This is a genomic window from Micromonospora sp. LH3U1 (assembly GCF_028475105.1).
Lineage (GTDB): Bacteria > Actinomycetota > Actinomycetes > Mycobacteriales > Micromonosporaceae > Micromonospora.
Genome location: NZ_CP116936.1, coordinates 6,290,693 through 6,313,319, shown reverse-complemented (window position 1 = coordinate 6,313,319; position 22,627 = coordinate 6,290,693). Strand labels below are relative to the sequence as shown.

Below are 22,627 nucleotides of genomic sequence, written 5' to 3'. Positions count from 1 at the left end.
CTTTCAGATCGGCGCACAGCGTCCACTCCGGCATGCCCACCCTGCGCTTCGGTGGGACCTGGAGCCGCGGCTGGCGCGGGCTTCTGATTTTGGTCAGATCCCGTGTAAGGCGTTGTGGGCCGCCCGGAGCAATCGACGTCAGGACAGCGGAGGACATGCCGAAAAAAGACGGAGCCATTGAGATCGAGGGTCGGGTCATCGAGCCCCTGCCGAACGCTATGTTCCGGGTGGAGCTCGCGAACGGCCACAAGGTGTTGGCTCACATCAGCGGCAAGATGCGGCAGCACTACATCCGCATCCTTCCGGAGGACCGGGTCGTCGTCGAACTCTCGCCGTACGACCTGACCCGCGGGCGCATCGTCTACCGCTACAAGTAGTCCTGACGACGGCCGGGAAGTCCCGTGTCCGTCTTCGACGTCCGGTGTCGTGCAACGCGCGTCCCCGGGCCAGATGGGAAGTAAGGCAACCGTGAAGGTCAAGCCGAGCGTCAAGAGGATCTGCCAGAAGTGCCGGGTTATCCGCCGGCACGGCCGGGTCATGGTCATCTGCAGCGACCCGCGCCACAAGCAGCGCCAGGGCTGACTCAGCCCGTCCGGCCGTAACCGGCCGGGTGGCGTTGGTCCAGGCGGATCCTCAGCGACACACACATCACACATGCTCGTCCCAGCCACGAGCGGTACGCGAGACGTACTCCTGCGTGGCTGACCCCCGGTCGGAGGCCGGGGCCCGCTTGGGCAGCGACCGATCCCGGTCGCCGGCGCTGACCGCGTCGGAAAGACGGGACGGCCGGTAGCGGGATGGGACGGGTCCACACCTCCGCCACACATCACGAGGAGTACGCCCGCACATGGCACGTCTAGTCGGCGTGGATCTCCCCCGCGAAAAGCGGTTGGAGATCGCGCTCACCTACATCTTCGGGGTCGGTCGCACCCGCGCCCTGGAGACACTCGCCGCCACCGGCATCTCGCCGGACAAGCGCGCTCGGGACCTCACGGACGAGGAGCTCGTGCAGCTCCGCGACCACATCGAGGGCAACTACAAGGTTGAAGGCGACCTGCGCCGCGAGGTCGCCGCTGACATCCGCCGCAAGGTTGAGATCGGCTGCTACGCCGGCATCCGGCACCGCCGGGGCCTGCCCGTGCGTGGCCAGCGGACCAAGACCAATGCACGGACCCGCAAGGGCCCGAAGCGGACCGTCGCCGGCAAGAAGAAGCCCGGCAAGAAGTAGTTCTTAACCGGATGACCGGGTCGGCCTTCGTCGAGGTAGGGCAGGCCGTAACCCATTCCGGAAAGTCAACTAGGAGCGCACAGACTTATGCCACCGAAGGCTCGTGCCGGAGCCGCTGTCAAGAAGGTCCGGCGCAAGGAACGCAAGAACGTCGCCCACGGGCAGGCGCACATCAAGAGCACGTTCAACAACACCATCGTGTCCATCACGGACCCGACCGGTGCGGTCATCTCCTGGGCCTCCGCTGGCCAGGTGGGCTTCAAGGGCTCCCGCAAGTCGACTCCGTTCGCCGCGCAGCTGGCCGCCGAGGCTGCCGCGCGTCGCGCCATGGAGCACGGCATGCGCAAGGTCGACGTGTTCGTCAAGGGCCCCGGCTCCGGCCGGGAAACCGCCATCCGTTCGCTGCAGGCAGTGGGCCTCGAGGTCGGGCAGATCTCCGACGTCACCCCGCAGCCGCACAACGGGTGTCGTCCGCCGAAGCGTCGCCGGGTCTGAGAGGTAGAGAGAGATGGCTCGTTACACCGGTGCTGACTGCCGCCGTTGCCGGCGGGAGAAGATGAAGCTGTTCCTCAAGGGCAGCAAGTGCGATGGTCCGAAGTGCCCGTTCGAGTCCCGGCCGTTCCCGCCCGGGCAGCACGGCCGCGGCCGCACCAAGGAGACGGAGTACCTGCTCCAGCTCCGCGAGAAGCAGAAGGCTCGCCGTGTCTACGGCGTGCTGGAGAAGCAGTTCCGCGGTTACTACGAGGAAGCCGTTGGCAAGCAGGCCAAGACCGGTGAGGTCCTCCTGCAGATCCTCGAGTCGCGGCTGGACAACGTCGTTTACCGGGCCGGCTACGCCCACTCGCGGGACATGGCCCGCCAGTTGGTCAAGCACGGTCACTTCACGGTGAACGGCAAGAAGGTCGACATCCCGTCGTACCGCGTCAAGGAGCACGACATCATCGAGGTTCGGGGCAAGAGCAAGGAGCTCACTCCGTTCGTCGTCGCGCAGGCTCAGGCCGGCTCGAGGACGGTTCCGGCGTGGCTTGAGGCCATCCCGAGCCAGATGAAGGTTCTCGTGCACTCCCTCCCGGCCCGGCAGGTCATCGACACGCAGGTCCAGGAACAGCTGATCGTCGAGCTCTACTCCAAGTAGTCCGAGCTCGTTCGGTGGCCCGCCCCTCGGGGCGGGCCACCGGAACAGTTTGTGTCGTGGGCGTCAAATAGCGGGCGCCCCGGAAGAGAAGAGAAAAGATGCTCATCAGCCAGCGACCCTCCCTCTCCGAGGAGTCGATCAACGAGACCCGGTCGCGGTTCGCCATCGAGCCGCTGGAGCCGGGCTTCGGCTACACCCTGGGTAACTCGCTGCGGCGTACGCTGCTGTCGTCGATCCCGGGCGCGGCCGTCACCTCGATCAAGATCGACGGCGTGCTGCACGAGTTCACCACGATCCCCGGTGTCAAGGAGGACGTGGTCGAGCTCGTCATGAACATCAAGGAGCTGTGCGTCAGCTCCGAGCACGACGAGCCGGTCAGCATGTACCTGCGTAAGCAGGGTCCGGGCGACGTGACCGCGGGCGACATCCAGCCCCCGGCCGGCGTTTCGGTGCACAACCCGGATCTCAAGCTCGCCACCCTGAACGGCAAGGGCCGGCTCGACATGGAGCTGACCGTCGAGCGGGGCCGGGGCTACGTGACGGCTGCGCAGAACAAGCAGTCCGGCGCGGAGATCGGCCGGATCCCGGTCGACTCGATCTACTCGCCGGTGCTGAAGGTGACCTACCGCGTCGAGGCGACCCGTGTCGAGCAGCGCACCGACTTCGACCGGCTGATCATCGATGTCGAGACCAAGCCGTCGATGGGTCCGCGTACCGCGCTGGCCTCCGCGGGTTCGACGCTGGTGGAGCTGTTCGGGCTGGCCCGGGAGCTGGACGAGACCGCCGAGGGCATCGACATCGGGCCGTCCCCGCAGGACGCCCAGCTGGCAGCGGACCTCGCTCTGCCGATCGAGGAGCTGGACCTCACCGTCCGCTCCTACAACTGCCTCAAGCGCGAGGGCATCAACTCCGTTGGTGAGCTCATCGGGCGTACCGAGGCCGACCTCCTCGACATCCGCAACTTCGGTCAGAAGTCGATCGACGAGGTCAAGATGAAGCTCGCCGGGATGGGTCTCGGGCTGAAGGACTCGGCTCCGAACTTCGACCCGGCGCATGTCGTGGACACCTTCGGCGAGGCCGACTACGACACCGACGACTACCGCGAGACCGAGCAGCTCTAGTCCGCGCTGCCGCCACAACTGAGGAGCACCAAAAATGCCCACGCCCACCAAGGGCCCCCGCCTCGGCGGCAGCCCCTCGCACGAGCGGCTGATGCTGGCCAACCTGGCCACTGCGCTGTTCCAGCACGGCAAGATCAAGACCACCGAGACGAAGGCCCGGCGGCTGCGTCCGCTCGCCGAGCAGCTCATCACCAAGGCCAAGCGCGGTGACCTCGCCTCGCGTCGGCGGGTGCTGGGTGTCGTCAAGGACAAGGACGTGGTCTACGCCCTGTTCGACCAGATCGCGCCGCGATACTCCAACCGCCCCGGCGGTTACACCCGGATCGTGAAGACCGGTCCGCGCAAGGGTGACAACGCGCCGATGGCCATCATCGAGCTGGTGGAGGAGCTTCAGGTCGCCGAGCCGAAGGCGAACAAGAAGACCGCCGCCCGCAAGGCCGCGCAGCAGGACAAGGTCGAGGCGCTCGCCCCGGCCGAGGAGACCCCGCAGTCGGCCCCGGTCGACCAGGACTCCGAGGCGCCGGTGTCGGCGTCCGGTGACACCGACGCCGCCCGCGAGGACAGCGACGAGGCCACCGAGAACAAGGCCTGATCAGGGGCAACGTCGGGCCCGGCACCCCATCGGGGTGTCGGGCCCGACCCGTGACAGGAGGTACGACGTGGACGAGCGGATCCGGCTGCGGCTGGACGTCTCGTACGACGGCACGGGCTTTTCCGGCTGGGCCCCCCAGCCGACCCAGCGCACCGTCGCGGGGGTGCTCGTCGAAACTCTGGACCTGGTCCTCGGCGCCGGCACGGCCACCGGGCTGACGGTGGCCGGGCGAACCGACGCGGGGGTGCACGCCACCGGGCAGGTGTGCCACCTGGACCTGCCCGTCGACGTGTGGCGGCAGCATGAGGGGCGGCTGCTGCGTCGCCTGGCCCGGCTGCTCCCCACCGACATGCGCGTACGGGCGATGACCGAGGTGCCGGCTGACTTCGACGCCCGGTTCTCGGCCACCTTCCGGCGCTACCAATACCGGGTCACCGATGCGACCTTCGGAGCGGAGCCGCTACGCCGGCACGAGGTGCTGGCCTGGCCGAAGCCGCTGGACCTGGCCGCGTTGAACGCCGCGGCGGCCGGCCTGGTCGGTGAGCACGACTTCGCCGCGTACTGCCGGCGCAAGGAGAACGCGACCACGCTGCGCGAGGTGACCCGGCTGGACTGGCGCCGCGACCCGGACGGCATCCTGGTCGCCACCGTGCAGGCCGACGCGTTCTGCCAGGCGATGGTGCGCAGCCTGGTGGGGGCGATGCTGGTGGCCGGGGACGGCCGCCGCCCGGTCGAGTGGCCGGGCAGCCTGCTCACCCGGCAGGATCGGTCCAGCGAGGTGACGGTGGCCCCCGCGCGTGGGCTGACCCTGGTCGCCGTCGGCTACCCGTCCGATCCGGCCGAGTATGCCCGCCGCGCCGACCTCACCCGCCGGCTGCGGGTCCCGATCGAGGGCTGACCACCGCCCGTCCGCGCGGCTGCCACCGACGACCGCATGGCGCGGGTCATTCGCCCGGCAAGTCGCCGGGGCTGGTGCTGCCGCCCTGGGCCCCGCTGCTCTCGGTCGGCACCGGCGACGGTTGTGCGGCGGTGCCACCGTCGGCCCGCTGTTGCAGCACGCCGCGGCTGAGGTGCAGCTCGATCATGTCGAACAGGATCTCGCGGACCTTGGTGTCACCCGCCTTGATCGCCGCACCGTCCTCGCGGACCACGAGCGCGTACGCCAGGTAGTGGCCACGGACCTGCCAGCCGACCCGCGCCGGGGCGCTGGTCAGCACGTCGGTGGCGGCACCGTCGGTGGCGGGGAGGCCACGGAACCGGCCCTGCCGCTCGTCGAGCAGTTGTCGGATCCGGTCCCGGGCCCGTTCCGCGCTGACCTTGTCGGTGAGGTTGAACAGGCCGGCGGTGACCAGGTGTGCACCGTCGGGCGTACGCAGCGTGGCCCGGACGGCCTGGTTGCAGCCGAGCCGGATCAACAGGTCGGCGACCTCGCCGGTGGCGGCGACGGCGCAACTGCCGCTGGACTGGCTCTTGAGCACCTGGTAGCTCGGCTGGCCGTCGGTGAGCTTCAGTTCCTTGCCGGGGAAGAGTTCCTTGGCGGTCAGCGGAGCCTGGTCGGTGTCCCGGGAGTCGAGGGCCAGCCGTTCCGCTGGAGCTGATGTCGTCGGGGCGGCGTTCGCCTGGTACGTCGGGGTGTTCTGCGGTTGCTGGTCGCGGTCGACGAGCAGCGCGGCGGCACCCAGGCCACAGAGGGCGAGCAGGACCAGGACGGCTGCGCCGCCGATCAGCACCTGCCACATCCGACCGCCGCCGCGCCGTGTGGTCGGCTCCACCGGCGTCGCCGAGGTGTAGACCTGGCTGCGGGGTGCGGCGAGCGGGATGTCGGCAGGAGCCGGCGGTGGCGGTGGCGGTGGCGGTGGCGGCGACGACGGCAGCGAGAGCTGATTCGGTCGTGGCAGCGACGGCGTGGGGAAGCGTGACGGAGAGGGCCCGGCCGGTGGGGGCGGGCCGGCGCCGAGCACCGGCAGGTCGGACCCGGGCTCCGGGTACTCCTCGAAAGCGTCCTCATCGGACTCGTACCGATACACCATGTCGCCCAGAGTAAGAGTCATTGTCCCTTTAGGGGGTAAAATTCAGTAAATGTGTACGTGGGCCGTGTCATGGCCCGCTCGGCCCGGTGCGAGAATTGCCGACGTGACCGGCGACCACTACTTCACCGCACAACCCGCCAGCGACGCCCCGGCGCGCGAGGTCGAGTTCTCCGTCGCCGACCGCGACTACCGGCTCGCCTCTGCCGGCGGGGTCTTCTCCGCCAGCCGGCTCGACCCGGGCACCGCGGTGCTCCTGCGCAAGGCCGAGCTGCCGACCGCCGACACCAGCGGTGACCTGCTCGACCTCGGCTGCGGGTTCGGGCCGATCAGCTGCGTGCTGGCCGACTCCGCGCCGACCAGCACCGTCTGGGCCGTCGACGTCAACGCCCGCGCCCGCGAGCTGACCGCCGCCAACGCGGTCCGGATCGGCGCCGCCGACCGGATTCGGGTCAGCGCGCCGGACGACGTGCCGGCGGACATCCAGTTCGCCCAGCTCTGGTCCAACCCACCCATCCGGATCGGCAAGGACGGGCTGCACGACCTGCTGCTGCGCTGGATGCCCCGACTCGCACCGGACGGCGTCGGCTGGCTGGTCGTCGCCCGGCACCTCGGCGGCGACTCGCTGCAACGCTGGCTCACCGAGCAGAGCTGGCAGGTCGAGCGGCACGCCAGCCAGAAGGGCTTCCGGGTGCTGCGGGTCACCCGGTAATTGGATGTCCCCCCGGCTCTGACTGGGGCAGGATCCCGGCGTGGGATACGTGGACGTGGCAGGGGTCGGGCACATTCTTCCCGACGGTCGGGAGCTCTTCGCCGACGTGTCGTTCCGGGTCGGGGAGGGCAGCAAGGTCGCCCTGGTCGGGCCGAACGGCGCGGGAAAGACCACGCTGCTGCGGATGGTCGCCGGCGATCTGCCAGTGCGTACCGGCGTCGTCGCTCGGGCCGGTGGGCTGGGCGTGATGCGCCAGTTCATCGGCATGATCGGCGACGAGTCGACGCTCGCCGACCTGGCGTTGTCGCTGGCCCCGCCGTCGCTGCGCGCCGCGGGACGCCGGCTCGGCGAAACCGAGGCGGCGATGCGGGCGGCCGAGGCCCACGGCAAGTTCAGCAACGCCGCGGGCAAGTCCCAGCTGGCGTACGCCGACGCGCTGGGCGCCTGGGGCGAGGCCGGCGGGTACGACGCCGAGGTGCTCTTCGACACCGTCGCGACCATCGTGCTCGACCAGCCCTGGGACGCCGTGCGGGACCGGCCGGTTCGTACCCTGTCCGGCGGCCAGCAGAAGCGCTTCGCGTTGGAGCTGCTGCTGCGCGGCCCGGACGAGGTGCTGCTGCTCGACGAGCCGGACAACTTCCTCGACGTGCCCGGCAAACGCTGGCTGGAGGCGAGACTGCGGGAGTCGACCAAGTCGGTGCTCTACGTCTCGCACGACCGCGAGCTGCTCGCCCAGTCCGCCGACCGGGTGGTCGCCGTGGAGGGTGGCAGCGCCTGGGTGCACCCGGGTGGTTTCGCGAGCTGGCACGAGGCGCGGGTGGCTCGACACGCCCGCCTCGACGAGCTGCGCCGACGCTGGGACGAGGAGCACCAGAAGCTGCGCGAGCTGGTGCTGATGTACAAGCAGAAGGCCGCGTACAACGACGGGTTGGCCTCGCGCTATCAGGCCGCGCAGACCCGGCTGCGCAAGTTCGAGGAGGCCGGGCCGCCGCCCGTACCCCCGAAGGACCAGGACATCCGGATGCGGCTGAGCGGCGGGCGGACCGGCAAGCGCGCGGTCATCTGCGAGCAGCTGGAGCTCGACGGCCTGACCTACCCCTTCGACCTGGAGATCTGGTACGGCGATCGGGTGGCGGTGCTCGGTGCCAACGGCACCGGCAAGTCGCACTTCCTGCGGCTGCTGGCCCGGGGCGGCACCGATCCCGACCCGGCGAACGGGCCGGTGGACGGGGCGGGCGCGCTCGCCCCGGTGACACACGACGGCACCGCCCGGCTGGGTGCCCGGGTCCGCCCTGGACACTTCTCCCAGACCCACGACCGACCGGAGCTGATGTCGAAGACGCTGGTCGAGATCCTCTGGCGGGGCGACGAGCACCGCACGGGGATGGACCGGCACACGGCGATGGGGGTGCTCAGCCGCTACGAGTTGGCCGGGCAGGGCGACCAGCGCTTCGGCACCCTCTCCGGCGGGCAGCAGGCCCGGTTCCTGGTGCTGCTGCTGGAGCTGTCCGGGGCGACCCTGCTGCTGCTCGACGAGCCCACCGACAACCTCGACCTGGCCAGTGCCGAAGCGCTGGAGGCGGGCCTGACCGCGTTCGAGGGGACCGTGATCGCGGTCACCCACGACCGCTGGTTCACCCGCTCCTTCGACCGGTTCGTGCTGTTCGGAAGCGACAGCGAGGTGGTGGAGACCCCGGAACCGGTCTGGGACGTCGGCTGATCGGTCCCCGGGCGACGGTGCGGCCGGCCGGCATAGGGTGGATCTCGTGACTGAGATGACCTATCGCCGGCTGGGCGACTCCGGGCTCGTGGTGTCCGTAGTCGGCATCGGCTGCAACAACTTTGGCCGCAAGCTCGACCTTGACGGCACCCGTGCGGTGGTCGACGCCGCACTGGACGCCGGGATCACCCTCTTCGACACCGCCGACATCTACGGTGAGCCGCAGGGCGGCTCCGAGGAGCTGCTCGGGCAGGCGCTCAAGGGGCGCCGGGACGACGTGGTGGTGGCCACCAAGTTCGGCATGGACATGAACGGCCTCAACGGGCCGGACTACGGCGCGCGTGGTGCGCGGCGCTACATCGCCCGAGCCGTCGAGGCGTCGCTGCGCCGACTCGGCACCGACCACATCGACCTCTACCAGATGCACGAGCCCGACCCGGGCACGCCGATCGACGAAACCCTCGCCGCCCTGGACGACCTGGTCCGCGACGGCAAGGTGCGCTACCTGGGCAACTCCAACTTCACCGGCTGGCAGATCGCCGACGCGGACTGGGTCGCCTCCTCCAACGGACGGGCCCGATTCATCAGCGCCCAGAACCACTACAGTCTGCTGGAGCGCTCGGTGGAGGCCGAGGTGATCCCGGCCTGCGAGCGGTTCGGCCTCGGCATGCTGCCGTTCTTCCCGCTCGCCAACGGCCTGCTCACCGGCAAGTACAAGCGCGAGGGCCAGCCGCCGGCCGGTAGCCGGCTCTCCGGCGGTGGCCGGTACGCCGAGCGGCTCGCCGCAGCCGACTGGGACACCATCGAGGCGATCGAGGCGTACGCGGGCGAGCGGGGGCTGACCATGCTCCAGGTGGCGATCGGCGGGCTGGCCGCCCAGCCGGCGGTGACCTCGGTGATCGCCGGTGCCACCACGCCCGAGCAGGTGCGCGCCAACGCCGCCGCCGGCACCTGGGAACCCGGCGACGAGGACCTGGCGGCGCTGCGCGCCATCCTCTGAGCGCGGCGAGACGCGTGCCTCGTCGTGCGCGTGGGCGTGCGCCGCGCTGATCCACTCGCGTTCCCGGAAGTCGGGGTGACCGGTCGCCCGGGACACCCCGACTTCCGGGATACCGAGTCGATCAGTCGTTCGGCGTACCGGGGCGGCGGCGGCCGAACAGCATGGCCACCCCCATCGCTGCGGCGACGAGCACGAGGCCGGCCGCCGCGAACGGCCACCAGCCGGCGCCCGCCCCGCGTCCGGCGGTCCCGTCCGCGGTCACCGCGACAGGCGCGGGCACCGGGGGCGACTGTGCCGCCCGGGCCTGCACCGTGGCGGTGGCCTCGCTCTGAAGCGGAGCGGGGGAGTTCACCTTCACGCGCCAACTGCCGGCGGTGAGAAGCGGACCGCTGGTGTAGAAGCCCTGCCCCTCCGGTGCCGGCTCGAGTTGCACCGGCCCGACCCGTTGTCCGTCCGGGCCGGTGGCGGTCATGACCAACCGCACCAGCTGGTCCAGCCGACGGCCATCGGTGTAGGTGGCCTGGATGGTGACCCCCTCGGCCCCGTCGCCGGCCACCGTGAGTTTGAGTTTGTCGGCCTGAGCCGCCGCCGGGGCAGTGGCGAACAGGGTCAGGGCCAGTCCGACGAAAACGGCGGCCAGCACCTTGCGGATACCCGTCACGGACATCTCCCCACTACGGATGAGGGAGGCCCCTCCCCGACGCCGCAGCGTCGGGGAGGGGCCTCGTCGGATCAGAGCTGGCGACCGGGTGCGAGCCGGGTGGCATCGCCACCGAGCCGCCCGGTGCCCTTGACCGGTTCGCCGTCGTTCGCCTTGACGCCGGCCTTGCTGGCCGCGCCGCCGAGCCGGACGATCATGGCGTCGGCGTCCCGGATCAGGACATCCCGGATCTCCGCCTCGGCCACCAGCGTGGCGTCAGCAGCGAGCGTCCGGAACGCGGTCAGTTGCCTCACCGCTGCCTTGTCGTCGCCGGCCGCCTCGGACTTGCGGACGGCGTCGAGCTTGTTGGTCAGCTGCTTGTGCGCCTTGGTCGAGAGCCGCCCCGTCGCCTTGAACCGGTCCAGCAGGCTCTGCATGTCCCGGAACGAGGTGGTGACGAAGAACCGGACCGTCGAGGTGGTCTTGTTGCCCGCCTTGTCGGTCGCGGTCACGGTCAGCTCGTGCAGGCCGAGCGGCAGCTCGTACATGGCCTGCAGAGTGCCGCTGGCGTACGCCCTGCCGTCCAACTGGCCGACCACGGTAGCGATGCCCGAGGTCGGGTCGACGGCCTGCCAGGACACCCGAACGTCCTGGCTGTCACCGTAGAGCTGGCCGTCGGCGATCCCGGACACCAGCAACGTCGGCTTCGTGCCGTCGATGCGCAGCACCGCCGACTTGAGCGTCTCGGCGTTGCCCGCCTTGTCGGTCGAACGGAACAGCAGCTCGTGCTGCCCGTCACCGGTCACCTCGACCGGCGCCGAGTACGGCGTCCACGCGCCACCGTCCAGGGACCACTCGACCGTCTTGACGCCGGAACCGGCGTCGGTCGAGGTCAGCACGACCGGGATCGTCCCGTTGTGCCAGCCGGCGTCGTTCGCCGGAGCGAACGTCGCCGAGGTCACCGGCGCGGTGGCGTCGATCTTGACCGAGACGGTCTTCGTCGACTCCACGTTGCCCGCCTGGTCCGTCGAGCGGAACCGCAGCTCGTGCTCGCCGTCCCCGCTGACCTCCACCGGTGCGGTGTAGGCCGTCCAGGTGGTGGCCCCGTCCAACTGGTACGCCGTACCGGCAAGCCCGCTACCGCCGGCCTCGTCGGCACCGGTGAGCGTGATCGTCACCGGCCCGGTGTACCACCCGTCGGTCGGGGTACCGGAAACCGCCGCCGTGGTAACCGGCGCGGTCTCGTCGGCCACCTCCGTGCTGAGCCGGAAGTAGTCGAACGAGGCCGTCTTCGAGGCCGTCTGGGCGGCGCCGAGGGTGAACAGCCCGACCTTCGGCGTGGCCCCGACGGCGCTGTTGGTCAGCGTCGTCAACGCCGTCCAGGTCGTCCCGTCGGCCGAGTACGAAGCGGTGAACGTGTCGCCGGTGCGAGCCAGCCGCAGATGCCACACGGCATCGGTCAGGTTGCCTGCCTCCGGCTGCGGGTTCTGGACCGCCCCGGCGATCTCGCTGCGGAACTCGATCCGCCGCGTCACCGCCTGGCCAGCCTGGTTGTCCGCGATGAAGTCGAACTTCAGGTAGTTGTCGTCGTCCGCCTGCACGATCAGACCGGCCTGCTGGTACTGCTCGTTCAGCAGGCTGCCGTCGACCTTCGTCTCCAGGGTCCAGTCGCCGGACGGCGCGGTCTGGAGGATGAAGTTCTTCGGCCCGGTGTTGTCGGTGCCGTAGATGTCACCGTTGGGCACGTCGATGCGCAGCGCCCCACCGGTGACCCGGTAACCGCTCGGGTCCTCCCGCAGGATCGCGTCCCACCGGCACTTGTCCAACGTGCTGCCGGTGAACTCGTCCGACGGGTCGACCGGGCCGGCCGGGGCGTCCGGCGTGACCAGGAACGAGTCGAAGGCAGCGTCGACCACCGGCGCCTCGGTGCCGCCGTTGAGCGCGAAGACCCCGATCCGCGGGTTGGTGATGCCGTCGAGCGCGGCCGATCGGCCGACCGGGGTGAAGGTCTGCCCGTCGCCCGAGGTGGCCGCGGTCAGGTTCGCCCCATCGCTGGTGATCCGCAGGTACACGGTGTCACCGGCCGGTGCGGCGGCGCTGTCGGCGGCCTCGTTGCGAGGCGTCGCGGCCGTCTCCCGGATGAACTCCACCCGCCGGCTGCCGTTGTACAGCAGGTCCAGCTTGGCGTAGTTGTCATCATCGCCGTACACGAGTACGCCGGCCTGCTGGTAGTTGGCCGTCACCGGCAGGGTGACCTTGGTGGTCATCTCCCAGGCGCCGGTCGGAGCCGCCTGGAGCACCAGGTTGGTGGCATCGTTGCGAGCGCCGTAGAGGTCACCCACCGAGGTGGGCAGCCGCAGCGCGCCGCCGCTGACCGAGTAGAGCTGGTTCTCCCGGACCACGCTGGTCCACCGGCCCTTGTCGAGGCTGGCGCCGTTGAAGTCGTCCGAACGCGCCCCGAAGCAGGACGTGTCCGGCGCGTTCACCCGCACCGGCACCGTGGTGTACGACTTGGCGCCCTTGCTGTCGGTCACCGTGAGGGTGGCCGTGAAGGTGCCCGGGTTGGTGTAGGTGTGGCTGGCGTCCAGGGTGGTCGCCGTGCCTCCGTCACCGAAGTCCCAGGCGTACGTCAGCGGGGTGTTCCCCTCGGCGTCGGTGGCCGTGCCGTCGAAGGCGACGGTGACCGGCGCGGTGCCGGTCGCCGGGGTGGCGGTGGCGCTGACCACCGGCGGCGCGTTCTCGGTGACGCCCCGGCCGATGAAGTCCATCCAGTTGACGTTGAACAGCGAGCCGGTCCCGCCGTTCGGGTCGCGGGCCAGGAAGTACAGCGAGCCGCTCGCGGCACCGGTGACCGGCGCGCTCACGTCCGTGTACGTCTGCCACGCGCCGGTCGTCGGCACGATGGCCGTGGCGACCACCGGTCCGTCAACCGCACCCGCGCGGACCTCGATCCGACCGCCAGCGGCGGCCGAGGCGGCCCGGAACCGGATCTCGGTGATGTTGGTCAGGTCCGCCGGAGCGACCGACCACCAGTCGCCGTCCTCGATGAACGCGATGTTCTGACCACCGCCGGCGGTGTCGGCGCCGGTCTCCCGCTGCACGCCGGCGTCTCCGCCGCCGGTGTTCACCGGCGCACGCCCGGTGGCGGTGAAGTACTCGGCCTGCTTCTGCTTGGGCTGCAGGACCTCGATCGCCCGGCCGGTGAGCGGGCCGGACCCGCCCGCGCCGCCCTCGTCGGTGTAGGTGGCCTCGAAGACCGCGAACACGTTCGCCTCGGCGCCGTGCCCGGAGGCGAGCGACGTCTGGACGGTGCCGGTGCAGCCGGTGTGCTGCTCCAGCGGGTGGGCGTGCTCGTCGTGACCGAGCAGCACCTGGAGCTGAACCCGGTCGCAGTCGATCTGCCCGTCCTCCGGGTCGGTCACCTTGACCGAGTAGCGGACCTGGTCACCCCAGTTGAAGAAGCCACCGTCCGGCGGGAACTCGATGGTCACCGTCGGTGCGGTGTTGCCCACGGTGATCGGCACGTTGGCCACCGCGGTACGGCCCTTCGGGTTGGTGACGGTGAGCTGGGCGGTGTAGCTGCCCGCCGTCGCGTACGTGTGCGTCGGGTTGGCCTCGGTCGAGGTCTGCCCGTCACCGAAGGCCCAGGCGTAGGTGAGCGCGCCACCGTCCGGGTCCCGGGAACCGGCGCTGGAGAAGGTGACCGTCAACGGCGTCGGCCCCGAGGTCGGGGTGGCGGCCGCTGCCGCGATCGGCGCGCGGTCACCGGCGGTGTAGTCGATCCGGTAGACGCCGGAGTTGTCGTTGTTGCCGCCGAAGCCGCTGCCCCACTCGATCAGGTACAGCGCGCCGTCCGGGCCGAACTCGAAGTCCATCGGCCGGAGCATGGTCATGCCGGTGAGCAGCTGGTTGATGTCCACCAACGACTTGCCGTCGGCGGTCACCTGCATGGTGTACATCTTGTTCTGGTTCCACTCGCCGAGCAGAGCCTTGCCGTCGTAGTACGCCGGCCACTTGCGGTTGGAGTTGAGGTCGGCGTCGTACCGGTAGACCGGGCCGCCCATCGGGGCGCCACCGCCGCCGATCTCCGGGTAACGCGCGTCACCGGCGTACCCGTAGTCGACGGTCGCCGGAACGACCGGCGGGAGGTTGGTCAGGCCGGTGTTGTTGGGCGAGTTGTTCACCGGTGCCGCGCAGTCGAACTTCGCCCCACTCGGACCGGACGGGAACGTGTAGTCGTTGTACGCCTCGTTCGTCCCCGTGCAGTACGGCCAGCCGTAGTTGCCAGGAGTGACGATGTTCCACTCGACCAGACCCCGGGGGCCTCGGTTCGGGTTGTCGGCGTTGGCGTCCGGCCCGTAGTCCGCGACGTACAGCGTGTTGGTCTTCGGGTCGGTGCCGATCCGGAACGGGTTGCGGAAGCCCATCGCGTAGATCTCGGGACGGGTCTTCTCGGTGCCCGCCGCGAAGAGGTTGCCCGACGGAACGGTGTACGTCCCGTCGTCCTCCGGGTGGATCCGGATCACCTTGCCGCGCAGGTCGTTGGTGTTGGCGGAGGTGCGCTGCGAGTCGTAGTCCTGGCGGCCCGGCCGCTCGTCCAGCGGCGAGTACGCGCTCGACTCGAACGGGTTGGTGTTGTCACCGGTGGCCAGGTAGAGGTTGCCGTCGCCGTCGAAGGCCATGCTGCCGCCGGCGTGGCAGCAGGTGTTGCGCTGGGTGTCGACCCGCAGCACCTGCTTCTCGCTGGCCAGGTCGATGGTGTCGCCGGTGACCGTGAAGCGGGACAGCAGGTTGCGGGTGACCCCGTCGTTCGGGGCGTAGTAGAGGTACACCCAGTTGTTGGTGGCGAAGTCCGGGTCGAGTCGGATGCCGATCAGGCCGTCCTCGTTGCCGGTGAAGACGTCCAGGTCGACGGCGGTGACGGTGCTGCCGGTGTCCGGCTTCACGATCTGGACGCGACCGTCGCGCTCGATGTAGAAGACCCGCCCGTCGGGGGCGATGTCCAGCTCCATCGGGTTGCTGGTGTTGCTGTCCAGCGTGACCTTCTCGAAGTTCGAGGTCTTCGAGGCGCCGCAGTCGGCGTTCTCGACACCTGCCGCGGTCCGGATGCCGCCGAGCAGGTGGGAGAGGAACTCGGGCTCGGCGTACGACTCCCGGGTGTGCCCCAGGCCCGTGTACCAGGACCGACCACCGTCATAGTCCTGACACCAGGCGACCGGGTGGTCCGCACCCATCGCGCCGGCGCCGGGGGTGTAGCTCTTCTCGTCCAGGCTGGCCAGCACGTGCACGTCCGGCCGGGGGTTGGTCTGGTAGTTGTACCACTCGTCGAACCGGGACCAGCGGTCCGGCAGCCCGGCCGTGGACGGGTGGGCGTGGTCCTCCACCTTGACCGTGGCCTGCTGGTTCTGCGGGTGGTTGGCGAAGTACGCGCCGACCAGGTCGCCGTACCAGGCCCAGCTGTACTCGGTGTCCGAGGCGGCGTGGATGCCGACGTAACCGCCGCCGGCCTTCACGTAGCGCTCGAACGCCGCCTGCTGGTCGGCGTTGAGCACGTCACCGGTGGTGGAGAGCCAGATCACCGCCTTGTACTTCGCCAGGTTGGCGTCGCTGAATGCGGCCCCGTCCTCGGAGTTGTCCACGGTGAATCCGTTGGCGACGCCGAGCTGTTGGATGGCGGCGACACCGGTGGGGATGGAGTCGTGCCGGAAGCCGGCGGTCTTGGAGAAGACCAGGACGGAGAAGGGATCGGCCGCGGCCTTTGGTGCCTTCGGTACCACCTGGGTGACCGGGGCTGCGGCTTTCGCATCGCGCGGGGGGACCTGGGCTGCTGGTGCTGCCGCCTGAGCGGGCATCCCGAACAGAGTCGTCGAGGCGAGAGCTAGGGAGATCAGGGTCGCGGTGATGGGTACGCGGGCACGACGAGAACGGGACACGCCGCCTCCTATGTCGTAGTGACAGGAATCGCGGGAGCCGGCTCGCCGAAGACCGTCCCAGATGGAGCCGGTGGTGACACCGTGCCAGGGTGCCTCCGCCAACATTTTGTCGAATCGCTGAACAAATTAATTCGGCTGGCTCAATGTCCGGCAAGATGCCGGCGGGTAACGGTTCTGCAACGGCAGGCGACATTCCGAACAGGACCGGGATGAAGCGCCCAACCGATTCCGCCGCCCCGGCCCGCCGACCCCTCCCTTGGCAGACCCGCGGATCTGTCGTACGGTGACACGCAAGTAACCCACGGGAGCCCGGTGTACCGGGCTGAGAGGGGGGCTGACAGCCCCCGACCGTCGAACCTGATCCGGGTAATGCCGGCGCAGGGAGGAGCGTTGCCGTGCCGTCCCTGGGGCGACTGCATCTGATCACCGACACCCGACCCGGCCGGGACCCACTCACCGTGGTCCGGGCCGCCCTCACTGCGGCCCGCGCCGACCTGGTGGTGCAGGTCCGGGTCGAGGATTCCGCCACCGACCGCGAGGCGTACGACCTGGCCCAGCGGGTGCTGGCGCTCTGCGCGTCGTACGGGGCGACCTGCCTGGTCAACGACCGCTTGCACGTGGCGCTGGCGGTGGGCGCCGCCGGCGGGCACGTCGGCGCGGACGACCTGCCGGTCGCCGCCGCCCGCCGGGTGCTCGGCCCCACCGGCGTGCTGGGAGCCACCGCCCGCGCGCCGGGAACGGCGACCGAGGCCGTCGCGGCGGGAGCCAGCTACCTGGGTGTCGGGCCGTGCCACACCACCAGCACCAAGACCGGGCTGCCGGATCCGATCGGCCCTGCGGGAGTACGCGCGGTCACCGACGCCGTGGACGTGCCGGTCATCGCGATCGGCGGGGTCACCGCCGCCCACGTGCCGGCTCTGCGAGCCGCTGGGGCGTACGGGGTTGCGGTCGTCGGTGCTCTCTCCGCTGCAGCCGACCCCGCTCGGGCGACCGCCGAACTGATCGAGGCTCTGACGTGCTGACCGGCCGGTTCCCGTCACCGCGATCGAGCGACCGGGTCCGGCCGGACGTCGCGGTGGTGGGGGCGGGGCCGATCGGGCTGGCGATCGCCTGGCGCTGCGCCGCCCGAGGGCTGCGAGTGGTGGTCCACGATCCGGCGTCCGGCTCGGGGGCGTCGGCGGTGGCCGCAGGCATGCTCTCCCCGGTCTCCGAGGCGTACTTCGGTGAGCGGGATCTGACCGCGCTGCTGCTGGCATCCGCCGCCCGCTGGCCGGAGTTCGCCGCCGAGCTGACGGCGGCTACCGGCGCCGACATCGGCTACCGGACCGAGGGCACCCTCATGGTCGGGCTGACCGGCGACGACCTGGCCGAGGCGCGCAGGCTCTGGGCGTACCAGCAGGGTTTGGGTCTGCCCGTGACCCCGCTGCGCCCCAGCGAGCTGCGCGACCGCGAGCCGGCGCTCGCCCCACGGGTGCGCGGCGGCGCGCTCGCGCCCACCGACCACCAGGTCGACCCCCGACTGCTGGTGCCGGCGCTGCGCACGGCCGCGCAGCGGGCCGGCGCGGTGCTCGTGCCGCACGCGGTCCAGCGTCTGTCCGAAGTGGACGCGCGGATCACCGTGGTCGCCGCCGGCTGCGGGGCCGCCGGTCTCACCGGCCTGCCCGTGCGTCCGGTGAAGGGCCAGATCCTCCGGCTACGCGCGCCCGATGGCGTCGCGCCGGGCTTCCGGCACGTGATCCGGGGGTACGCCGACGGCGAGCCTGCCTACCTGGTGCCCCGCGCCGACGGCGAGGTCGTGCTCGGCGCGACGGTCGAGGAGCGGTCGGACACCACGGTCACCGCAGGTGCCGTGCAGCGCCTACTCCGCGCCGGCATCGACCTGCTGCCCGAGCTGGCCGAGTACGACCTGGTCGAGGCGGTCGCCGGGCTGCGCCCGGGCACCCCGGACAACGCGCCGATCCTCGGGCCGCTACCCGGCCGGCCGGACGTCCTGGCCGCCACCGGGCACCACCGCCACGGCATCGTGCTGACCCCGATCACCGCCGACCTGATCGCCGACCTGGTGCTCACCGGCGTACCCGACCGGCTGCTCGCGCCCTTCCGGGCCGACCGCTTCGGCGGTGCCGGCTCGGCCGGTGCCGGGGGAGTCGGTTCCGGCTCGGTCGGTTCCGGGGCGGTCGGGACGGGCGGACCTGAACGGGCAACGGAGGGGGACCGGTGGAGTTGACGGTGAACGGGGCCGGACGCAGCGTCCCCGACGGTGTTTCGGTGGCGGACCTGGTCCGCGACGTCGTGCCTCAGCAGCGTGGGGTGGCGGTCGCGGTCAACGGCGAGGTGGTGCCCCGGGCTGGCTGGCCGGCCCGGGTGCTGCGCGACGGTGACCGCGTCGAGGTGCTCACCGCGGCGCAGGGCGGGTGAGCGGCGTGCCATTCGAGCTGGGTGGGGAGACGTTCACCTCACGGCTGATCCTCGGCACCGGCGGCGCCGCGAACCTGCACGTGCTGGAGCAGGCGATCCGGGCGTCCGGCACCGAGCTCGTCACCCTGGCGCTGCGTCGGGTGGGCACGGCGCCGGGCTCCACCGGAGGGCTGCTGGAACTGCTGGACCGGTGCGGGGTACGGCTGCTGCCGAACACCGCCGGCTGCCACACGGCGACCGAGGCGGTGAAGGTGGCCCGGCTGGCCCGGGACGCGTTCGACACCGACTGGGTCAAGCTGGAGGTGATCGGCGACGAGCGGACGCTGCTGCCCGACGGGGTGGAACTGCTCCGCGCCGCCGAGGAACTGGTCGGCGACGGCTTCACCGTGCTGCCGTACACCAGCGACGACCCGGTGCTGGCCCGCCGGCTCGCCGACGTGGGCTGTGCCGCGGTGATGCCGGCCGGCTCCCCGATCGGTTCGGGGCTCGGCATCGGCAACCCGCACCACATCCGGCTGATCCGTCAGGGTGTGGACGTGCCGGTGATCCTCGACGCCGGCATCGGCACCGCATCCGATGCGGCCCTCGCCATGGAATTGGGCTGCGACGCGGTGCTGCTGGCAAGCGCGGTGACCCGGGCCGCGGACCCGGTGGCGATGGCCACCGCGATGCGCTACGCGGTCGAGGCGGGCCGACTGGCCGCAGGCGCCGGCCGGATCGCCCGTCGCTTCCACGCGCTTCCCTCCACACCTGACGAGGGAAGACCCGACCTGTGACCCCGCCGTCCGGTGTTGTCGTGTTGACCGATCGGCTCGTGGCGCGGGGCGGGCTCGACCGGGTGGTGGCGGGGGCGGTGGCCGGGGGAGTGCGCTGGGTGGTGCTCCGGGAGAAGGACCTGCCCCGCGCCGAGCGCGCGGCCCTCGCCGCCGACCTGCGCGCGATCCTCGTCGACGTCGGCGGAACCCTCATCGTGGCCGGCCCCGATCCGCTCGGCGGCGACGCCGTCCACTTGCCGGCCGCCGGCCCGTACCCGCCACCGACCCACCAACTCGTCGGCCGCTCCTGCCACAACCGCACCGAGCTCGACCGCCTGACCACAGAGCACTACGCCACCGTGTCCCCGGTGTGGCCGACGAGGACGAAACCCGGCTACGGCCCACCCCTGCGCCCGGAGGGGCTGCGCAAGCTGATCGAGGTCAGCCCGGTGCCCCTGCTGGCCCTCGGCGGAGTCGAGACCCCAGAACAGGTAACCGCCTGCATCGAGGCAGGAGCCGTCGGGGTGGCAGTGCTGGGCGCACTGATGCGAGCCAAAGACCCCACCGAAACAGCCACCACCCTGATCAATGCTTTCCAAGAGGCGGTCACCCCCAAGCCCTCTAAAAGCCGCCACGGAGGCAGCAGGCCCCCACGAACGGGGCTGCGGCCGACCGTGCCCACTCCGGGCGGTCAGGCTTGATCCCTGCGTGGGCACGGTCGGCCGCAGCCCCAAACCGCAACCACCCACGCCCCGCAGCCCTCAACCGCAACCAAAGAGGAAAGATGACCCCGAGCACCATCCTCACCATCGCCGGCTCAGACTCCGGCGGCGGCGCGGGCATCCAGGCCGACCTCAAGGTCTTCGCCGCGCTGGGCGCGTACGGCACCAGCGTCCTCACGGCGGTCACCGCGCAGAACACCCGGGGTGTCGACGCGGTGCTGCCGCTACCTCCGCGCACGGTCACCGAGCAGTTGGACAGCGTGCTCGCCGACTTCACCGTCCGCGCGGTCAAGACGGGGATGCTCGGCACCCCGGCGGTCGCCGACGTGGTAGCCGAGGCCGCACGGGACGGCCGGCTGCCCCAGCTTGTCGTCGACCCGGTGCTGGTTGCCACCAGTGGCCACCGGCTCGGCGTGGTGGAGGCGGTCGAGCGGCTGCTGCCGTACGCCAGGGTGGCGACGCCGAACTGCGCGGAGGCCGCCGCCATCACGGGGCGCCCGGTGGACGACGTGGCCGGGATGGTCGTGGCCGCCGAGGCTCTCGTTGCCGGCGGCCCGGAGTACGTCGTGGTCACGGGCGGTGACCTGGACGGAGGCGAGGCGGTCGACGTGCTGCACGGCGGCGGCGTCACCACCCTGTTGCGCGCACCCCGGGTGGCCACCCGGCACACCCACGGCACGGGGTGCTCGTTCTCGGCGGCGATCGCGGTGCGGCTCGCGCTGGGCGATCCGGTGCCGGCGGCGGTAGGGGCCGCCAAGGAATACGTGCTCCGCGCGCTGACCGGCGCGCGGAGTTGGGAGCTGGGCGCGGGGCGCGGGCCGCTGAACCACTTCGGCTGGTCCGCTTGAATTCCAAGGGAGGCAGTCATGCAGGCACGAGGCAAGGTGTACGTCGAGGGTTCGCGGCCGGATGTCCGGGTGCCGTTCGCGGAGGTGGAGCTGACCGGCGACCATCCGCCGGTGCGGCTCTACGACACGTCCGGTCCCGGTTCCGACCCTGAGGTGGGGCTGCCGCCGCTGCGTGGGCCGTGGATCGCCGAGCGGGGTGACGTGGCGCCGGTGCGGGGGCGGGCACGCCGCTCGCCGGGACGGACGGTCGCCGGCCCACCCAGCTGGCGTACGCGCGGGCCGGTGTGGTGACGCCGGAGATGGAGTTCGTGGCGATCCGGGAGAACGTCGACCCGGAGCTCGTACGGGCCGAGATCGCCGCCGGCCGGGCGGTGCTGCCGCTCAACGTGAACCATCCGGAGTGCGAGCCGGCGATCATCGGGAAGGCGTTCCTGGTCAAGGTGAACGCCAACATCGGCACCTCCGCGGTCAGCTCGTCGGTCGCCGAGGAGGTGGAGAAGCTGACCTGGGCCACCCGCTGGGGAGCGGACACCGTGATGGACCTGTCCACCGGCAAGCGGATCCACGAGACCCGCGAGGCGATCGTGCGCAACTCGCCGGTGCCGATCGGAACGGTGCCGATCTACCAGGCGCTGGAGAAGGTCGGCGGTGACCCGGTGAAGTTGAGCTGGGACGTGTTCCGGGAAACCGTGATCGAGCAGGCCGAGCAGGGCGTGGACTACATGACGGTGCACGCCGGGGTGCTCCTGCCGTACGTGCCGCTGGCCGTGGACCGGGTGACCGGGATCGTCTCCCGAGGCGGCTCGATCATGGCGGCGTGGTGCCTGGCGCACCACGAGGAGAATTTCCTCTACACGAACTTCGCCGAGCTGTGCGCGCTGTTGGCCCGCTATGACGTGACCTTCTCCCTCGGCGACGGGCTGCGCCCCGGCTCGATCGCGGACGCCAACGACGCGGCGCAGTTCGCCGAGCTGCGCACCCTCGGCGAGCTGACGAAGGTCGCCTGGGCGCACGACGTCCAGGTGATGATCGAGGGCCCCGGCCACGTGCCGATGCACAAGATCAAGGAGAACGTGGACCTCCAGCAGGAGTGGTGCCACGAGGCACCCTTCTACACGCTCGGTCCGCTGACCACCGACATCGCGCCCGCGTACGACCACATCACCTCGGCGATCGGCGCCGCGATGATCGGAATGTTCGGCACCGCGATGCTCTGCTACGTCACCCCGAAGGAGCACCTCGGCCTTCCGGACCGTGACGATGTGAAGGCGGGCGTGATCGCGTACAAGATCGCGGCGCACGCGGCGGACCTGGCCAAGGGGCACCCCGGCGCCCAGGACTGGGACGACGCGCTGTCGAAGGCGCGGTTCGAGTTCCGCTGGGAGGACCAGTTCAACCTCTCGCTGGACCCGGAGACGGCACGCTCGTACCACGACGCGACGATGCCCGCCGAGCCGGCGAAGACGGCGCACTTCTGCTCGATGTGCGGCCCGAAGTTCTGCTCCATGAAGATCACCCAGGAGCTCAAGGAGTACGCGGCACGCGGCATGAAGGGCAAGTCGGAGGAGTTCGTCTCCGGCGGCGGCCGGGTCTACCTGCCGCTCGCCTGACCTGTCCCGCGCTCCGGGCAGCGCGGCCCGTCCGCCCGGTGCGGGGTGATCCACTCGGGTTCACTGATGTCGCGGTGTCCAGGCGGGTGGGACAGCCCGACATCAGTGAACCGGAGTGGATCAAGCGAGGTGGGTCGACCGATCGGCGTTCCGACGCGCCGTTGGT

20 protein-coding genes, 1 pseudogene and 1 riboswitch are annotated in these 22,627 nt (G+C 70.9%); of the genes and pseudogenes, 18 read left to right on the top strand and 3 right to left on the bottom strand.

Features of this window, described 5'->3' with window-relative positions:
* Window positions 1-155: 155 nt before the first annotated feature.
* From infA to truA, 8 genes are all read left to right on the top strand, one after another.
* Window positions 156-377, top strand: coding sequence for a translation initiation factor IF-1 (infA, locus tag PCA76_RS28900; protein WP_007073013.1), 222 nt, complete (start codon window positions 156-158; stop codon window positions 375-377).
* 91 nt (window positions 378-468) lie between these two features.
* Complete coding sequence (rpmJ, locus tag PCA76_RS28895) at window positions 469-582, top strand: 50S ribosomal protein L36 (RefSeq protein ID WP_088952025.1); 114 nt, start codon at window positions 469-471, stop codon at window positions 580-582.
* Between the two features lie 265 nt (window positions 583-847).
* Window positions 848-1,228, top strand: a complete 381-nt coding sequence (gene rpsM, locus PCA76_RS28890; protein WP_030329917.1) for a 30S ribosomal protein S13 — start codon at window positions 848-850, stop codon at window positions 1,226-1,228.
* A gap of 87 nt (window positions 1,229-1,315) precedes the next feature.
* Window positions 1,316-1,723 (top strand): 30S ribosomal protein S11, encoded by a 408-nt coding sequence (gene rpsK / locus PCA76_RS28885; RefSeq protein WP_007073011.1) that lies wholly within the window; start codon window positions 1,316-1,318, stop codon window positions 1,721-1,723.
* A 13-nt stretch (window positions 1,724-1,736) separates the two neighbouring features.
* A complete protein-coding gene (rpsD, locus tag PCA76_RS28880; RefSeq protein ID WP_272613579.1) occupies window positions 1,737-2,363 on the top strand; it encodes a 30S ribosomal protein S4 in 627 nt (208 codons plus the stop codon).
* Window positions 2,364-2,461: 98 nt separating this feature from the next.
* Entirely contained in the window at window positions 2,462-3,484 is a 1,023-nt protein-coding gene (locus tag PCA76_RS28875; protein WP_007465227.1) for a DNA-directed RNA polymerase subunit alpha, read from the top strand.
* 34 nt (window positions 3,485-3,518) lie between these two features.
* Complete coding sequence (gene rplQ / locus PCA76_RS28870; protein WP_272613578.1) at window positions 3,519-4,076, top strand: 50S ribosomal protein L17; 558 nt, start codon at window positions 3,519-3,521, stop codon at window positions 4,074-4,076.
* Window positions 4,077-4,143: 67 nt separating this feature from the next.
* Window positions 4,144-4,974, top strand: coding sequence for a tRNA pseudouridine(38-40) synthase TruA (gene truA / locus PCA76_RS28865; RefSeq protein ID WP_272613577.1), 831 nt, complete (start codon window positions 4,144-4,146; stop codon window positions 4,972-4,974).
* A gap of 46 nt (window positions 4,975-5,020) precedes the next feature.
* On the opposite strand, the gene PCA76_RS28860 is transcribed toward truA, so the two are convergent.
* On the bottom strand, window positions 5,021-6,106 hold the full coding sequence (locus PCA76_RS28860) for a hypothetical protein (protein WP_272613576.1): 1,086 nt from the start codon (window positions 6,104-6,106) through the stop codon (window positions 5,021-5,023).
* Window positions 6,107-6,209: 103 nt separating this feature from the next.
* On the opposite strand from PCA76_RS28860, the gene PCA76_RS28855 reads away from it, so the two are divergent.
* From PCA76_RS28855 to PCA76_RS28845, 3 genes are read left to right on the top strand one after another with little or no spacing between them, the layout of a single operon-like run.
* The gene (locus PCA76_RS28855) at window positions 6,210-6,815 is read left to right on the top strand and encodes a class I SAM-dependent methyltransferase (protein WP_272613575.1); all 606 of its coding nucleotides are present in this window, start codon (window positions 6,210-6,212) and stop codon (window positions 6,813-6,815) included.
* Window positions 6,816-6,855: 40 nt separating this feature from the next.
* The gene (locus tag PCA76_RS28850) at window positions 6,856-8,535 is read left to right on the top strand and encodes an ABC-F family ATP-binding cassette domain-containing protein (protein ID WP_272613574.1); all 1,680 of its coding nucleotides are present in this window, start codon (window positions 6,856-6,858) and stop codon (window positions 8,533-8,535) included.
* Window positions 8,536-8,572: 37 nt separating this feature from the next.
* Complete coding sequence (locus PCA76_RS28845) at window positions 8,573-9,535, top strand: aldo/keto reductase (protein ID WP_272613573.1); 963 nt, start codon at window positions 8,573-8,575, stop codon at window positions 9,533-9,535.
* Between the two features lie 121 nt (window positions 9,536-9,656).
* Here PCA76_RS28845 and PCA76_RS28840 read toward each other — a convergent pair whose 3' ends face one another.
* Together PCA76_RS28840 and PCA76_RS28835 are read right to left on the bottom strand one after the other, a co-directional pair.
* Entirely contained in the window at window positions 9,657-10,202 is a 546-nt protein-coding gene (locus tag PCA76_RS28840) for a hypothetical protein (protein WP_272613572.1), read from the bottom strand.
* A 65-nt stretch (window positions 10,203-10,267) separates the two neighbouring features.
* Window positions 10,268-16,108, bottom strand: coding sequence for a ThuA domain-containing protein (locus tag PCA76_RS28835; protein ID WP_272613571.1), 5,841 nt, complete (start codon window positions 16,106-16,108; stop codon window positions 10,268-10,270).
* Between the two features lie 291 nt (window positions 16,109-16,399).
* Window positions 16,400-16,509, top strand: a riboswitch (TPP riboswitch).
* Here PCA76_RS28835 and thiE point away from each other — a divergent pair.
* The 7 genes and pseudogenes from thiE (at window position 16,504) to thiC (ending at window position 22,461) form a co-directional block, all read left to right on the top strand.
* Entirely contained in the window at window positions 16,504-17,130 is a 627-nt protein-coding gene (gene thiE, locus PCA76_RS28830; RefSeq protein WP_272613570.1) for a thiamine phosphate synthase, read from the top strand. (Overlaps the previous riboswitch by 6 nt.)
* Window positions 17,124-18,335: a glycine oxidase ThiO gene (thiO, locus tag PCA76_RS28825; protein ID WP_272613569.1), complete on the top strand. Its 1,212-nt coding sequence runs from the start codon at window positions 17,124-17,126 to the stop codon at window positions 18,333-18,335. Before thiE ends, thiO begins: the two co-directional genes overlap by 7 nt.
* A complete protein-coding gene (gene thiS / locus PCA76_RS28820; protein ID WP_272613568.1) occupies window positions 18,326-18,526 on the top strand; it encodes a sulfur carrier protein ThiS in 201 nt (66 codons plus the stop codon). The genes thiO and thiS overlap by 10 nt, the downstream gene beginning before the upstream one ends.
* The gene (locus PCA76_RS28815) at window positions 18,523-19,302 is read left to right on the top strand and encodes a thiazole synthase (protein WP_272613567.1); all 780 of its coding nucleotides are present in this window, start codon (window positions 18,523-18,525) and stop codon (window positions 19,300-19,302) included. The genes thiS and PCA76_RS28815 overlap by 4 nt, the downstream gene beginning before the upstream one ends.
* Window positions 19,299-19,982 (top strand): thiamine phosphate synthase, encoded by a 684-nt coding sequence (locus PCA76_RS28810; RefSeq protein WP_272613566.1) that lies wholly within the window; start codon window positions 19,299-19,301, stop codon window positions 19,980-19,982. Before PCA76_RS28815 ends, PCA76_RS28810 begins: the two co-directional genes overlap by 4 nt.
* A gap of 83 nt (window positions 19,983-20,065) precedes the next feature.
* A complete protein-coding gene (gene thiD / locus PCA76_RS28805) occupies window positions 20,066-20,851 on the top strand; it encodes a bifunctional hydroxymethylpyrimidine kinase/phosphomethylpyrimidine kinase (protein WP_272613565.1) in 786 nt (261 codons plus the stop codon).
* 18 nt (window positions 20,852-20,869) lie between these two features.
* Window positions 20,870-22,461, top strand: a pseudogene (thiC, locus tag PCA76_RS28800) (phosphomethylpyrimidine synthase ThiC).
* The last annotated feature ends 166 nt before the right edge of the window (window positions 22,462-22,627 follow it).